The organism is Streptomyces longispororuber (genome assembly GCF_024448165.1).
In the GTDB taxonomy this organism is placed as follows: Bacteria; Actinomycetota; Actinomycetes; order Streptomycetales; family Streptomycetaceae; genus Streptomyces; species Streptomyces longispororuber_A.
In genome coordinates, this window is sequence record NZ_JAMOLN010000040.1 from 1 (window position 1) to 13,095 (window position 13,095).

Annotated in this window: 15 protein-coding genes; 9 read left to right on the forward strand and 6 right to left on the reverse strand. The window is 73.5% G+C overall.

Going from position 1 to position 13,095, the window contains the following annotated elements; genetic code table 11:
* Positions 1–848 (reverse strand): LysR family transcriptional regulator (locus tag M4J07_RS14135; protein WP_255971661.1); only part of this gene is annotated, 848 nt, incomplete at its 3' end.
* Between the two features lie 118 nt (positions 849–966).
* On the opposite strand from M4J07_RS14135, the gene M4J07_RS14140 reads away from it, so the two are divergent.
* Positions 967–2,235 carry an MFS transporter gene (locus M4J07_RS14140; RefSeq protein ID WP_255971662.1) on the forward strand — a complete coding sequence of 423 codons (1,269 nt, stop codon included), beginning with the start codon at positions 967–969 and terminating at the stop codon, positions 2,233–2,235.
* Here the strand turns inward: M4J07_RS14140 and M4J07_RS14145 are convergent.
* Together M4J07_RS14145 and M4J07_RS14150 are read right to left on the reverse strand one after the other, a co-directional pair.
* Entirely contained in the window at positions 2,207–3,268 is a 1,062-nt protein-coding gene (locus M4J07_RS14145; RefSeq protein WP_255971663.1) for a PHP domain-containing protein, read from the reverse strand. The genes M4J07_RS14140 and M4J07_RS14145 overlap by 29 nt on opposite strands.
* An 87-nt stretch (positions 3,269–3,355) precedes the next feature.
* A complete protein-coding gene (locus M4J07_RS14150; protein WP_255971664.1) occupies positions 3,356–3,931 on the reverse strand; it encodes a TetR/AcrR family transcriptional regulator in 576 nt (191 codons plus the stop codon).
* 120 nt (positions 3,932–4,051) lie between these two features.
* Here M4J07_RS14150 and M4J07_RS14155 point away from each other — a divergent pair, with 120 nt between their 5' ends.
* The 3 genes from M4J07_RS14155 to M4J07_RS14165 all read left to right on the forward strand — a co-directional run bounded on the left by M4J07_RS14155 (position 4,052) and on the right by M4J07_RS14165 (position 5,854).
* Positions 4,052–4,945 carry an SDR family oxidoreductase gene (locus M4J07_RS14155; protein WP_255971665.1) on the forward strand — a complete coding sequence of 298 codons (894 nt, stop codon included), beginning with the start codon at positions 4,052–4,054 and terminating at the stop codon, positions 4,943–4,945.
* 76 nt (positions 4,946–5,021) lie between these two features.
* The gene (locus M4J07_RS14160; RefSeq protein WP_255971745.1) at positions 5,022–5,375 is read left to right on the forward strand and encodes a helix-turn-helix transcriptional regulator; all 354 of its coding nucleotides are present in this window, start codon (positions 5,022–5,024) and stop codon (positions 5,373–5,375) included.
* A gap of 65 nt (positions 5,376–5,440) precedes the next feature.
* Positions 5,441–5,854 carry a VOC family protein gene (locus M4J07_RS14165; RefSeq protein ID WP_255971666.1) on the forward strand — a complete coding sequence of 138 codons (414 nt, stop codon included), beginning with the start codon at positions 5,441–5,443 and terminating at the stop codon, positions 5,852–5,854.
* A gap of 9 nt (positions 5,855–5,863) precedes the next feature.
* On the opposite strand, the gene M4J07_RS14170 is transcribed toward M4J07_RS14165, so the two are convergent.
* Both M4J07_RS14170 and M4J07_RS14175 read right to left on the reverse strand, forming a co-directional pair.
* Positions 5,864–6,529 (reverse strand): lysophospholipid acyltransferase family protein, encoded by a 666-nt coding sequence (locus tag M4J07_RS14170; RefSeq protein ID WP_255971667.1) that lies wholly within the window; start codon positions 6,527–6,529, stop codon positions 5,864–5,866.
* Between the two features lie 140 nt (positions 6,530–6,669).
* Positions 6,670–7,350, reverse strand: a complete 681-nt coding sequence (locus M4J07_RS14175) for a TetR/AcrR family transcriptional regulator (protein ID WP_255971668.1) — start codon at positions 7,348–7,350, stop codon at positions 6,670–6,672.
* A 127-nt stretch (positions 7,351–7,477) separates the two neighbouring features.
* Between M4J07_RS14175 and M4J07_RS14180 the strand changes: the two genes are divergently transcribed.
* Positions 7,478–8,038 (forward strand): NAD(P)H-dependent oxidoreductase, encoded by a 561-nt coding sequence (locus M4J07_RS14180; RefSeq protein ID WP_255971669.1) that lies wholly within the window; start codon positions 7,478–7,480, stop codon positions 8,036–8,038.
* A 20-nt stretch (positions 8,039–8,058) separates the two neighbouring features.
* Here M4J07_RS14180 and M4J07_RS14185 read toward each other — a convergent pair whose 3' ends face one another.
* Positions 8,059–8,937 carry a helix-turn-helix transcriptional regulator gene (locus M4J07_RS14185; RefSeq protein WP_374215035.1) on the reverse strand — a complete coding sequence of 293 codons (879 nt, stop codon included), beginning with the start codon at positions 8,935–8,937 and terminating at the stop codon, positions 8,059–8,061.
* 128 nt (positions 8,938–9,065) lie between these two features.
* On the opposite strand from M4J07_RS14185, the gene M4J07_RS14190 reads away from it, so the two are divergent.
* The 4 genes from M4J07_RS14190 (at position 9,066) to M4J07_RS14205 (ending at position 12,974) form a co-directional block, all read left to right on the forward strand.
* Positions 9,066–9,764: an SDR family NAD(P)-dependent oxidoreductase gene (locus M4J07_RS14190; RefSeq protein ID WP_255971671.1), complete on the forward strand. Its 699-nt coding sequence runs from the start codon at positions 9,066–9,068 to the stop codon at positions 9,762–9,764.
* A gap of 120 nt (positions 9,765–9,884) precedes the next feature.
* Entirely contained in the window at positions 9,885–10,685 is an 801-nt protein-coding gene (locus M4J07_RS14195) for an SAM-dependent methyltransferase (RefSeq protein WP_255971672.1), read from the forward strand.
* A gap of 58 nt (positions 10,686–10,743) precedes the next feature.
* Positions 10,744–11,667, forward strand: a complete 924-nt coding sequence (locus tag M4J07_RS14200; protein ID WP_255971673.1) for a LysR family transcriptional regulator — start codon at positions 10,744–10,746, stop codon at positions 11,665–11,667.
* A gap of 107 nt (positions 11,668–11,774) precedes the next feature.
* On the forward strand, positions 11,775–12,974 hold the full coding sequence (locus M4J07_RS14205) for an NAD-dependent formate dehydrogenase (RefSeq protein ID WP_255971674.1): 1,200 nt from the start codon (positions 11,775–11,777) through the stop codon (positions 12,972–12,974).
* The last annotated feature ends 121 nt before the right edge of the window (positions 12,975–13,095 follow it).

The window sequence follows — 13,095 nt, forward strand, 5'->3', positions numbered from 1 at the left end:
CGGGCGGCGGCGCTCGGGGGCCGGTCGGCCGGGGCCGCGAGGAAGAGGGGCCAGCGCAGGTCGGCGCCGGACACCGGGATCACGGCGAGCCCGTGGGCGGTGTCGGCGAGGAAGCGGGGCAGCAGGGCGACGCCGAGCCCGGCCCGTACGTAGTCCGCGCTGGTGCCGATGTCGGTGATCTCGATGGTGACGTGGCGCTGCACTCCCGCCGCGGCGAAGGCCCGGTCGGCGACGGAGCGGTTGCCGTAGCCGACCGGGCAGTCGATGAAGCGCAGGCCCGTGAGGTCGCCGACGCTCACGTGGGCGCGCCTGGCGAGCGGATGGCCGGGCGGCACCACGAGGTCCATCGTCGCCTCGGCGAGGGGGGTCAGCTCGATCCCGGCCGGACGTGGTCCCGGCAGCGAGACGAAGGCCAGGTCGAGGCGGCGTTCGGCGAGCGCCGCGATGTGCCCCTGGGAGCCGGTGATCGCGGCACTGACCTGCAGTTGGACCCCAGGGTTGCGCCGGTGGAACTCGCCGAGCAGTCCCGGCAGGTCGATCAGCCGGATCGAGGTGAGGGTGCCCAGGCGCAGCGTGCCGCGCAGCCCGCCGCGCACCTCGGCCACCGCGTCGGCGGCGTCCCGTGCCGCGTCCAGGGTGATCCGGGCGCGGGGCAGCAGCGCCCGGCCCGCGTCGGTGAGCAGCACGCGCTTGGAGTTCCGGTCGAGCAGACGCGCGTCGAGCTCGCGCTCCAGCGCCTTGACGGCGGCCGAGACCGCTGACTGCACGATGTGCAGCCGGGCCGCCGCGCGTGTGAAGTTCTGCTCTTCGGCCACGGCGACGAAGTACTCGAGGTGACGGAGCTCCATTCCGCGACTATCGCATATCGCGATGGCTGCCAGCTTCAAGATTCGTTGGACGCGATGACTGGTGAGGCGGACAGTGGGGCGTGTTCCCGCCCGCAGACTCCTGGATCGGAGCAGCGCCATGACCAGCCCGGCGTCCGTCCTCCCCCGGCCCGTCCCGCACGACGGCCGCTCCCCTGCCGTTCCGGCCGCCCCCGCCGGTTCACGCCGCCACGGGATCGGCTTCTGGGCCGTCGCACTGACCTTCCTGACGGCGATGGCGTTCTCGACCGTGCCGACGCCGCTCTATCCGCTGTACGAGGCGCGGGACGGCTTCTCCACGTTCATGGTCACGGTCGTCTTCGCCGTGTACGCGGTGGGCGTCGTGGTCAGCCTGATGCTGGCCGGGCACGTGTCGGACTGGGTGGGCCGCAAGCGGATCCTGCTGGCCGCGCTCGCCCTCGAACTGGTCGCCGCCGCGCTGTTCCTGACGAGTGCGGCGCTGCCGGTCCTGCTGGTTGCCCGGTTCGTCACCGGTCTCGGCGTCGGCATGCTCACCGCGACGGCCACCGCCCACCTCCACGAACTGCACGCGGCGCACCGCCCCGGCGCCTCGGCCCAGCGGTTCGAGCTGGTCTCCACGGCGGCGAACATCGGCGGTCTCGGCGTGGGCCCGCTGGTCGCGGGGTTCCTCGCGCAGTACCTGGGCGCGCCGCTGCGGCTGCCCTACATCGTCTTCGCGGTGCTGCTCGCCGCGGCGGTCGTCGCGCTCGCCGGCACGCCGGAGACGGTGCGCGCCCCGGCGCGGCGGCCGGGCTACCGCCCGCAGCGGGTCAGCGCCGACCACGGCGACCGGGCCGGTTACCTGGCGGCCGCGGCGGCGGGCTTCGCGTCCTTCGCGGTGTTCGGCCTGTTCACGTCGATCGCCGCGGGGTTCGTCGCGCACACCCTCGGCCACCCGTCCCGCGCGCTGGCCGGAGCCGTCGTCTTCGCGGTGTTCGGCGGCGCGGCGGTCGCCCAGACCGCGACGCAGCGACTGCCCGCGCGGGCCAAGATGACGACGGGTCTGGTGACCGAGGGGGCCGGATTCCTGACGCTCGTCATCGGCATGCACACCGCGAACCTGGCGACGTTCCTGGTGGGCGGTGTCGTCGCGGGGGTGGGCGCGGGCCTGTTGTTCAAGGCCGCGGTCGGCTCGGTGGTCGCCATGGCTGCGCCGGCCCGCCGCAGCGAGGCGCTCGCCGGCCTGTTCCTCGTCGCCTATCTCGGCCTGAGCGTCCCGTCGGTGTCGATCGGCGTCGCCACCCTGTCCGTGACGGCCACCACCGCACTGACCTGGTTCACCGGGGTGCTGCTTGTCCTCCTGGTGACGGTGGCGGTCCTCAACCGGCGCTCCCCGGGCGGTCGTTGAGCCGCTGCCCGACGCCGGCGGCCCGGTTCGTGCGGGTCCACTCCAGGAGCTCGTCGGCCGTCCAGGTCGTGACGACGCGGTCGGCGGGGACGCCGCACTCCTCGGCCCGGGCGCAGCCGATCACCTGCCAGTCCAGCTGACCGGGCGCGTGGGCGTCGGTGTCCACGCTGAACAGCGTTCCGGCGGCCACGGCCCGGCGCAGCAGCCGGCGGGGCGGATCGAGCCGTTCGGGCCGGCTGTTGATCTCCACGGCCGTGCCCGCCGCGGCGCAGGCCGCGAACACCTCGTCGGCGTCGAAGTCGGACTCCGGTCGGCCGCGCCCGGTGACGAGTCGGCCGGTGCAGTGGCCGAGGACGTCGGCGCGCGGATCGCTGACGGCGGCGACCATGCGCCGGGTCATGGCGGGTCCTGCCATGCGCAGCTTGGAATGGACGGAGACGACCACCACGTCGAGCCGGTCGAGCAGTTCCGGCTCCTGGTCGAGGGAGCCGTCGTCGAGGATGTCGCACTCGATGCCGGTGAGCAGCCGGAAGGGCGCCCAGCGGCGGTTGAGCTCGGCGACCACGTCCAGCTGTTCGCGCAGCCGCTCCGGGGACAGGCCGCGGGCCACGGTCAGCCGGGGCGAGTGGTCGGTGAGCACGGCCCACTCGTGGCCGAGCGCCCGCGCGGTCAGGCCCATGGTCTCGATCGGGCTGCCGCCGTCGGACCAGTCGGAGTGCAGGTGGCAGTCGCCCCGCAACCGAGCGAGCAGTTCGGTGCCGCCGTCGGCGAGCGGGGCGCGTGCCTCGCGTTCGAGGCCCGTCAGATAGCTGGGCGGTTCGCCGGCCAGCGCCTCCCGGACGACGCCCGCGGTCTTGGGCCCGATCCCCTTGAGCGACTCCAGGGACCGGTCCGCGACCCGTCGGCGCAGTTCGTCGGCGGACAGCTCCGCGACGATCGCGGCGGCGGTGCGAAAGGCCCGTACGCGATAGGTCGGAGCCTGTCCGCGCTCCAGCAGGAAGGCGATCCGTTCGAGCGCCTCGACGGGTTCCATCGGCACCTCCGGGGGCCGGGGTCGGGCCGGGGTCGCCCTCCAGCCTCCCCCAGGAAGCGCCGGGCGGCACCGCGAGGCGCGCTCCGGCTACGTCCGCTCGCCGCCCGCCACGGTCCGCAGCACCTCGAATCCCTCGCGCACCAGGTCGACGAGGCCGCGCGTCCGCCCCCGGTCCTCGACCCAGCGCTCGAAGGCGACGTGGAACACGGCCGTGCCCGCCTCGGCGCTCAGCCGTGCGGCCAGGGGGTCGACGCCGCGGGCGCCCAGGGCCTCGGTCATCGTCGCGGCGAGCCGGGCGCGCTTGATCAGTTCGCGCTCGCGCAGCTCGGCGTGGGCCGCGACGACGGACTGCCGGACGAGCACGCTGTCCTGCCGCTCCTGCATCCCGGCGCCGACGGCCTCGATCGCGGCGGCGACGGCGGTGAGCGGGGAGGCGGACGCGGGCGCCCCGGTGACGACCTTCGTCAGCTGCTCCTCCATCACGGCGGAGCCGAGGAACAGCACCTCGCGCTTGTCGGGGAAGTGCCGGAAGAAGGTGCGCTCGGTGAGACCGGCGCGGCGCGCGATCTCGGCGACGGTCGTCTGCTCGTAGCCGCGCTCGGCGTACAGCTCGAGAGCGGCGGCGAACAGCCTCTCCCGTGAATTCGGCTCCCAGCGACCCATGCGCGTCATCCTACGCGACGACAGTGACTGACATCGGCGTGCTACTGTCGATGACAGTCACTGACATCGATGGTTCCCGTCCGCCGCGGACCGCGAGCGGCGGGGCCCTGGAGGTTCCCCATGCGTTACTTCGTCACCGGCGCTTCCGGCTTCATCGGCTCCGCCGTCGTCCCCGAACTGCTCGGCGCGGGCCACGAGGTCGTCGGGCTGGCCAGGTCCGACGCGTCCGCCGAGGCCCTCGCGGCGGCCGGCGCGCAGGTCAGGCGCGGCGACCTCGACGACCTGGACGCCCTGCGGGCCGGCGCCGCAGACTCCGACGGCGTCATCCACCTGGCGTTCATCCACGACTTCGACCGGCACGAGCAGGCCGCCCGGGTCGACCTGCGCGCGATCGAGGCGATGGGCGCCGAACTCAAGGGCTCCGACCGGCCGTTCGTCATCGCCTCCGGCACGCTCGGGCTGAAGCCCGGACGGCTGGCCACCGAGCAGGACATGCCCGACGCGGCCCTGTCCCCGCGCGCCGCCGCCGCGGCCACGACGCTGGCCCTCGCCGACGACGGCGTACGGTCCTCCGTCCTGCGGCTCGCGCCCTCCGTGCACAGCGACGCCAAGACCGGCTTCGTCGGGTACCTGGTCGACGTCGCCCGCCGGCAGGGCGTCGCCGCGTACGTCGGCGACGGCGCCTCCCGCTGGAACGCGGTGCACCAGCGGGACGCCGCCCTGCTGTTCCGGCTGGCGGCGGAGCGCGCTCCGGCCGGGTCGGTGCTGCACGGGGTCGACGAGGAGGGCGTGGCGATGCGCGACATCGCCGAGGTGATCGGCCGCCGGCTCGGGGTGCCGACCGCCTCGATCGCCCCCGAGGAGGCGGCCGGACACTTCGCCTGGATGGGTCCGCTCGTCTCGCTGGACGCCCCGGCGTCCAGCCTGCTCACGCGGGACCTGCTGGACTGGCGGCCGACCGGTCCGACGCTGCTGGCGGACCTCGACGGCGGCCGGTACTTCGATCAGGCCTGACGGCGGGTATCCGCTGTGGGATGGTGGTCGGGTGGACCTGGAGGATCTCGCCCGGCTGCGCCGGGCCCGCGACCAGATGGACCGCGAGTACGCGGAGCCCCTCGACGTGCCCGCGCTGGCGCGTACCGCACTCATGTCGGCCGGCCACTTCTCCCGCAGCTTCCGGGCCGCGTACGGCGAGACGCCGTACAGCTATCTGATGACGCGCCGGATCGAGCGCGCGAAGGCACTGCTGCGCCGCGGCGACCTGTCGGTGACGGAGGTCTGCTTCGCCGTCGGCTGTACGTCGCTGGGGTCGTTCAGCACCCGCTTCACGGAGCTCGTCGGGGAGAGCCCGAGCGCGTACCGGGCCCGCGGCCACGAGGACGGGGCCGCCATCCCGGCCTGCATCGCCAAGATCCACACGCGGCCGGTGCGGAACGGTCAGTAGCTGCCCGTGCGGAACAGTCAGTAACGGAGAAGCAGAAGCCGTCCCCGGCCCGTAGGTTGGCGGGCATGGACATCAAGCTTTCAGACACCTTCATCGCCGTCGACGACCACGACAAGGCGCTCGCGTTCTACCGGGACGTGCTCGGCCTCGAAGTGCGCAACGACGTCGGGTTCGAGGGCATGCGCTGGGTGACGGTCGGCTCGCCGTCGCAGCCCGACGTGAACATCGTCCTCGAACCGCCGCTCGCCGACCCGAACGCTTCGGCAGCCGACCGGCAGGCCATGGCGGAGCTGCTCGCCAAGGGGCTGCTGCGCGGCGTCATCTTCCGCGCGGACGACGTCGACGCCCTCTTCGAGCGGGTCCGCGCGGCGGGCGCCGACGTGCTGCAGGAGCCCATGGACCAGCCCTACGGCGTCCGTGACTGCGCGTTCCGCGACCCGTCGGGCAACATGCTCCGGTTCAACCAGGCCCGCAAGTAGCCGGGTCGGTCAGGCGGCGAGGACCGCGGCCGGTTCGCCGAGGCGGGCGGCCGCGGTCCGCCAGGCGTCGGTCACCGCGCCGTGGGCCTGCCGGGTGACCTCGGCGCGGCTGCCCGTGGGGGCGAGCGGCGCGCCGACGTGGACGTGCACCCCGGGACGGCGCACGGGCGCCGTCAGCAAGCCCGCCCACTGCTTGGCCGTCGTTCCCGAGGTGATCCGGCGGGCCCCGGCCTGGCCGACCGGGACGAGCGGCGCACCGGTGCGCTCGACGAGGCGGGCGACGCCGCTGCGGAACCGGAGCGGCGCCGCCTCCGCCGCGTCCGTGCGCAGCGGGATGCCGCCCTCCGCGTAGATCAGCAGCAGCCGGCCGTCCGCCAGCGCGTCCGCCGCCAGGTCGAGGGCGTGGGCCGCGCGCCGGTCGCCCCGGTGCACCGGTACGAATCCGTCCCGCGCCAGGGCCCGGCCGAGCAACGGCGCCCGCCACAGCCCGGCCGCCGCCATCACCACGGGCTCCACGCCGAGCTCCCGCAGGGCGGCGAGCACGATCGCGGGGTCCGCGAGCGAGGTGTGGTTGGCCACGACGAGACTGCCGGGCGCGAGGACGGCGTCGGCGTCGGTGGTGACGGTGAGCCGCCCGAAGGCAGGGACCAGCAGGGCGGCGAGGCGGCTGAGCAACGGGACTCCAGAGGCGATGGGGGCTCGACGGCGGTGCCCCTCATCGTCGGCGGCATCCGGCCCGGCGGTCCTGAGTGCGCGTACTCATCTTCGTACGTGCCGACGACCTTGCGCACGCGCCGGTGACCAGGGGAAAAGCCTCAGGCGGGGCGTCCGGTCCCGGTGACCCGGGCGACGAGGTCGATCCAGCCGGACTCCAGCCGGTCCAGGGACATGCCGCACCGCTTGTGCAGGTGGTGGACGACGGCGGGGTCGAGGAAGCCCATCAGGGCCTGCGCCTGCAGCTCGCAGTCGGCGTCCGGGACCAGGTCCCGCAGCAGGTACGTGACGTGCGAGGTCAGCACCCGCACCGTCGGGTGGTCGAGCTTGCGCGCCGGTTCGGGCTGCGCCGCGAGCTGCAGGTCCAGCTGCTCCGCCGACCGGCGCAGCACGGCCGCGCCGAACGCCCGCAGCCGCTCCACCGAAGGGGCCCCGGGACCGAGCGGGGGCGGCCCGCCGATCAGATCGGCCTGCAGCTGCCGCGCCGAGTGGTCGAGCAGCGCCGTCAGCAGACCGGTGCGGTCGCCGAACCGCCGGAAGACGGTGCCCTTGCCGACCGAGGCCGCCGCGGCCACCGCCTCCATGGTCACCCCGGCCGCACCGTGCTCCGCGACCAGCCGCCCGGCGGCCTCCAGCAGCCGGGCCCGGTTGCGCGCGGCGTCGGCGCGCAGGCACGGCTCCTCCTCGGCGAGTCCGATCTCCAGCAACTCCGGCTCGCCCATGGGTTCTTCGGGCGGCGGCAGGGGCGGCAGGCTCGTGGACATGAACTCAGCGTAAAGCATTTCCAAGAAAACTGGACCGCGGTCCGCTTAGGCTGCTACAACATTTAAACGGACCTCGGTCCGGATGGATCTGCGGAGCGCTTCCCAGCGATCGGCAGTCGAAATGTACTCAGCCTTTGGAGCCCCCGTGTCTGTTCGCATCCTTGCCCTGGTCGGCAGCCTCCGTGCCGGTTCGACCAACCGCCAGCTCGCCGAGGCGGCCGTCAAGCTCGCCCCGGAGGGCGCCGAGGTCGACCTCTTCGAGGGGCTCGCCGACATCCCCTTCTACAACGAGGACATCGACGTCGAGGGCAGCGTCCCGGCCACCGCCGCCAAGCTGCGCGCGGCCGCGCAGGGCGCCGACGCCTTCCTCCTGGTCACCCCCGAGTACAACGGCACCATCCCGGCCGTCCTGAAGAACGCCATCGACTGGCTGTCCCGTCCGTACGGTGCCGGCGCCTTCACCGGCAAGCCGGTCGCCGTGGTCGGCACCGCCTTCGGCCAGTACGGCGGTGTGTGGGCGCAGGACGAGGTCCGCAAGGCCGTGGGCATCGCCGGCGGCACGGTGCTCGAGGACGTCAAGCTCTCCATCCCCGGCTCCCTGACCCGGTTCGCCGACACGCACCCGGTGGACGACACCGAGGTCGCCGCGCAGCTGACCGAGGTCGTCGCCCGTCTGCACGGCCACGGCGAGACGGCCGCCGCCTGATCGCGGTGCGGTGAAGCCGGTCAGGGCGTCGGCGCGGGCGTGACACCGCTCGCGCCGACGGCCTTCCCGAACCTCTCCGCCGCCACGCCGCCGGACGCCGCGCTCAGGATCACGATCTTGAACTCGGAGTCCCCGTCGGTCAGCACGTCGCAGTCCACCTCGACGGGTCCGGCCACGGGATGCGCGACGGTCTTGTGGTCCTCGCGGTGCGCGGCCACGGTGCCGCTCGCCCACAGCCGGGCGAAGTCGGCGTTGCCCGCGGTGAGCGTGCGGATCAGTTCCGTCAGGCGTACGTCGCGCGGGAAGCGGCCGGTCGCGCGGCGCAGGTCGGACACGATCGCGAGGTCCGACAGGTGCTGGTTCGCCACCGCCACCGGCCACTGGGCGAGGTGCACGGCGTCGCCGTCGACCGGGAACCGCTCGCGGGCGAAGTTGCGCAGCTCGGGCGGCGCGGCCGACGGGTCGCCGAGGAGACCCGCCCAGCCGGCGTTCCACCAGACCATCCGCCAGTCCGCGGCGAACACGGCGACCGCGACGCCGCCGAGCCGGCCGAGCACGCGGCGCACGCCGGGCGGTACCCGGTCGGGGACCGGGGCGTCGCTCGGCGGCACCAGGCCGGCCAGCCGGTGCAGATGGTCGCGCTCGGCCGCGCTGAGCCGGAGGGCGTCCGCGAGGGACGCCACGACCTGGGCGGACGGTGTCGTGGAGCGGCCCTGCTCCAGGCGCACCACGTAGTCGATCGAGACTCCGGCACGTTCGGCGAGTTCCTCCCGGCGCAGTCCGCGCGCCCGGCGCGCCCGGCCGGACGGCAGTCCCACCGACGAGGGGGCGAGCCGCCCGCGCCAGGCCCGGATCGTGGCACCGAGGCCGGTCTCCTCCTGCGTAGGCATGACTCCCATCGTGCCCCATGTCCCGGGCCCCCGGCCCGTGCCCGCGTACGCCCGTGGGCCGCCGCGATCCTGGTAATGCCGTTCCTACGGTCGAGGCGTCCCTGGTACGGCGCTCCTGCCGGGCGGACGATCGGCGCATGACCATCACGTTCATCACCGGAGCCAACAAGGGTCTCGGCCACGAGACCGCCCGCCGCCTCGTCGCCCTCGGACACACCGTGATCGTGGGCGCCCGCGATCCGGAGCGGGGCGCGGCGGCCGCCGCCGCGCTCGGCGCCCGGTTCGTCCGGATCGACGTCACCGACGACGCCTCCGTCCGGGCCGCGGCGGCGGACGTCGCGGCGCACGAGGGCAGGGTCGACGTCCTCGTCAACAACGCCGGTGTGCACGGCCCGTACGGCGATCCCGGCGATCTGACCGGCGCGGACGCGCTCGGCGTCCTCGACGTCAACGTCATCGGCGTGGTCCGGGTGACCACGGCCTTCCTGCCGCTGCTGCGCCGGTCGGCGGACCCGGTCGTCGTCAACGTCAGCAGCGGCATGGGCTCGCTCGCCCGCACCGAGGACCCGTCCCGCCCCGAGTCGTCCGTCGTCGCACCCCTGTACACCGCGTCCAAGGCGGCGTTGACGATGCTGACCAGCCAGTACGCCAAGGCGCTCAAGGACATCCGCGTCAACGCGGCCGATCCCGGCTACACCGCGACCGACCTCAACGGGCACAGCGGCCCGCAGACCGTCGCGGAGGGCACCGACGCGATCGTCCGCCTCGCCACCGAGGGACCCGGCGCCGGCTCGGGCCGCTTCGTCGACCGCGCGGGTCCGGTCGGCCACTCCTGAACCCGCCGTCTTCTCAAGGCAGTTGACACCACCGGGTCGTCGACCGCGGAACCGGTGTGGAAGGCTGTCGTCGGCGATGATCGACACGGCCGCCACGGCGGTGACCTGGAGGAGCGCACGGTGACGACGCAGGACGGCTTCCCCAGCGGCGGCATAGACACCAGCAGGCCACACCCTGCCCGGATCTACGACTACCTGCTGGGCGGCAAGGACAACTACCAGGTGGACCAGGAGGCAGGTGACGCGCTCGCCGCGGCCGCGCCCGAGGTGCGCATCGGCCTGCGCGCCAACCGGGCCTTCATGCGGCGGGCCGTCCGGCACGTCGTCGGCAGCGGCATCCGGCAGATCCTCGACATCGGCACCGGCCTGCCCACGTCGCCCAACGTGCACGAGGTAGCCCACGAGGTGGCGCCCGACGTGCGGGTCGCCTACGTCGACAACGACCCGATCGTCAGCGCGCACGCGAGCGCGCTCCTGCGCGGGACCGGGTCCAACAGCGTGGTGCTCGCCGACCTCCGCGATCCGGCCTCGGTCGTGGACCACCCCGACGTCCGCAAGGTCATCGACCTCGACCGGCCCGTCGCGCTGCTGCTCGTCGCCGTCGTCCACTTCCTCACCGACGAGGACGAGCCCGAGCGGATCGTCACCACGCTCGTCGACGCTCTCCCGCCCGGCAGCTTCCTGGTGCTGTCGCACGCCACCGCGGACTTCGCCGACCGCACCGAGGCCCAGGCCGTCTACAGCAAGGCCACCGCCACCCTGAACCTGCGCACCCGCCCCCAGGTCGAGCGCCTCTTCACAGGCCTCGACCTGGTCGAACCGGGCCTGGCCCAGGTCCCGTTCTGGCACCCGGACGGCCCGGTGCCGCAGGGCTCCGAGGAGATCGGCTTCTACGGAGGCGTGGCCCGCAAGTCCGGCTGACCCCGGTGGGCCGACGACGAGGGATCGCTGCCGTGAGAGGGAGGGGGCGCAGGGACAAGTGCTGCGGCAACTGGAGTACTTGGTCGCACTCGCCCGGGAGCGGCACTTCGGGCGGGCGGCCGATGCGTGCTTCGTGTCCCAGCCCTCCCTGTCGGCCGGGATACGCAAGCTGGAGGGTGAACTCGGGGTCGCGCTCACGCTGCGCGGGCCCCGCTATCGGGGGCTGACCCCCGAGGGGGAGCACGTGCTGGTGTGGGCGCAGCGGATGCTCGCGGAGCGCGCGGCCCTGCAGCAGGAACTTGCCTCGATGGAGGGCGAGTTGACCGGGACGCTGCGGCTCGGTGCCATTCCCACCGCGCTCAGTGTCGTGTCGCTGGTGACCAACCCGTTCTGCGCACGGCATCCGGCGGCGAAGGTCAGTCTGGAGTCGTTGTCGTCACGGGACATCACGCGCAGGCTCACCGGGCTGGAGATCGACGCCGCGCTGACCTATCTCGACGACCACACGCTGCGGGACGTGCGGCGCATCCCCCTCTACGAGGAGCAGTACGTGCTCCTCACGCCGGCGGACGGCCCCCTGGCCGGGCACACCGAGGCCAGCTGGGCGCAGGCCGCCGCCCTGCCGCTGTGTCTGCTCGGTCCACGCATGCGCAACCGCCGCATCCTCGACGAGTACTTCGCCGCCGAAGGCGCCCCCGCGCAGCCCGCGATCGAGTCCGACACCGTGGCCGGGCTCTACGCCCACCTGACCGGCGGACCGTGGTCCAGCGTCGTCTCGCACGCCTGGCTGCACATGTTCGGGGTCCCCGAGGGCAAGCACGTCGTACGGCTGACGGGTCCGGCGCACGGGTCCCGCGTCGGGCTGGTCGTCGCCGAGCAGCACCCCCAGCTCCCCATGGTCCGGGCCTTGCTGGCCGTGGCGCGCGAAGCCGGGGTGCGCGAGTCGCTGGACGCCCTCCTCCGCCGCCACCTGCCGTCATAGCCAACTCCTCGCGCCCATAGAGGACTTCGCTTTGACCACGCCGACGCGCGGCCGCCACCGTGGAGGCATCCCGCACGCCCCGCCCCACACGGCTGAGGAGTCCTGTCATGGCCAAGGTCCTGTGCGTCCTGTACGACGACCCCAGCAGCGGCTACCCGACCGGCTACGCCCGCGACGACCTGCCGCGCATCACGTCCTACCCCGATGGCCAGTCGGCGCCCACGCCCCTGGGCGCCGACTTCACACCCGGTCAGCTGCTCGGCAGCGTCTCCGGGGAGCTCGGCCTGCGCGCCTTCCTGGAAGGCCGCGGGCACACCCTCGTCGTGACCTCCGACAAGGACGGCGACGGCAGCGTCTTCGACCGCGAGCTGCCCGACGCGGACGTGGTGATCTCGCAGCCCTTCTGGCCCGCCTACCTCACCGCCGAGCGCCTCGCCGCAGCCAAGAACCTGAAACTCGCCATCACCGCGGGGATCGGGTCCGACCACGTCGACCTCGACGCCGCCATCGCCCACGACGTGGCCGTCGCCGAAGTCACCTTCTCCAACAGCATCAGCGTCGCCGAGCACGTCGTCATGTCGATCCTGGCGCTGGTCCGCGACTACCTGCCCGCACACCAGGTGGCCCGCGAGGGCGGCTGGAACATCGCCGACTGCGTCGAGCGCTCGTACGACCTTGAGGGCATGCACGTCGGCACGGTCGCCGCGGGCCGCATCGGGCTCGCCGTGCTGCGCAGGCTGGCCCCCTTCGACGTCACGCTCCACTACACCGACCGGCACCGGCTGCCCACGGACGTCGAGGAGGAACTCGGCCTCGTCTTCCACGAGTCGACCGCGGCCATGGTGCCCCACTGCGACGTCGTCACCGTCAACGCTCCCCTGCACCCGGAGACCGAGGGCCTGTTCGACGCCGAACTGCTCGCCACCATGAAGCGCGGCGCCTACCTCGTCAACACGGCCCGCGCCCGCATCGCCGACCGCGACGCCGTCCGGCTGGCCCTGGAGAGCGGGCAACTGGCCGGCTACGCGGGCGACGTCTGGCACCCGCAGCCCGCCCCCGCCGACCACCCATGGCGCACCATGCCGCACCACGGCATGACGCCCCACATCTCCGGCTCCTCCCTCTCCGCCCAGGCCCGCTACGCCGCCGGCACCCGGGAGATCCTCGAAGCGTGGCTCGACGGCAGGCCGATCCGGGACGAGTACCTCATCGTCTCCGGCGGCGCCCTCGCCGGAACCGGCGCCCACTCCTACGCCGTGAACTCCTCCGCTCCCACCGCGCCGGAACCGGTCGACCCCACTGTCTGATCCACCACTGCAGGTGCGCCACTGTTTGAGTAATCAGCCAAGCATGAGCAAGCCCTCTATGGATTCCTGCCTGGCAGATGCAAGATGGAGACGTTGTCCATGGCGGGCGTCGGTGCGCCCG

Coding starts and splice junctions, on each gene's coding strand:
- M4J07_RS14140 (WP_255971662.1), top strand. CDS start 967: ATGACCAGCCCGGCGTCCGTCCTCCCCCGGCCCGTCCCGCACGACGGC.
- M4J07_RS14145 (WP_255971663.1), bottom strand. CDS start 3,268: ATGGAACCCGTCGAGGCGCTCGAACGGATCGCCTTCCTGCTGGAGCGC.
- M4J07_RS14150 (WP_255971664.1), bottom strand. CDS start 3,931: ATGGGTCGCTGGGAGCCGAATTCACGGGAGAGGCTGTTCGCCGCCGCT.
- M4J07_RS14155 (WP_255971665.1), top strand. CDS start 4,052: ATGCGTTACTTCGTCACCGGCGCTTCCGGCTTCATCGGCTCCGCCGTC.
- M4J07_RS14160 (WP_255971745.1), top strand. CDS start 5,022: ATGGACCGCGAGTACGCGGAGCCCCTCGACGTGCCCGCGCTGGCGCGT.
- M4J07_RS14165 (WP_255971666.1), top strand. CDS start 5,441: ATGGACATCAAGCTTTCAGACACCTTCATCGCCGTCGACGACCACGAC.
- M4J07_RS14175 (WP_255971668.1), bottom strand. CDS start 7,350: ATGCTTTACGCTGAGTTCATGTCCACGAGCCTGCCGCCCCTGCCGCCG.
- M4J07_RS14185 (WP_374215035.1), bottom strand. CDS start 8,937: ATGGGAGTCATGCCTACGCAGGAGGAGACCGGCCTCGGTGCCACGATC.
- M4J07_RS14190 (WP_255971671.1), top strand. CDS start 9,066: ATGACCATCACGTTCATCACCGGAGCCAACAAGGGTCTCGGCCACGAG.
- M4J07_RS14205 (WP_255971674.1), top strand. CDS start 11,775: ATGGCCAAGGTCCTGTGCGTCCTGTACGACGACCCCAGCAGCGGCTAC.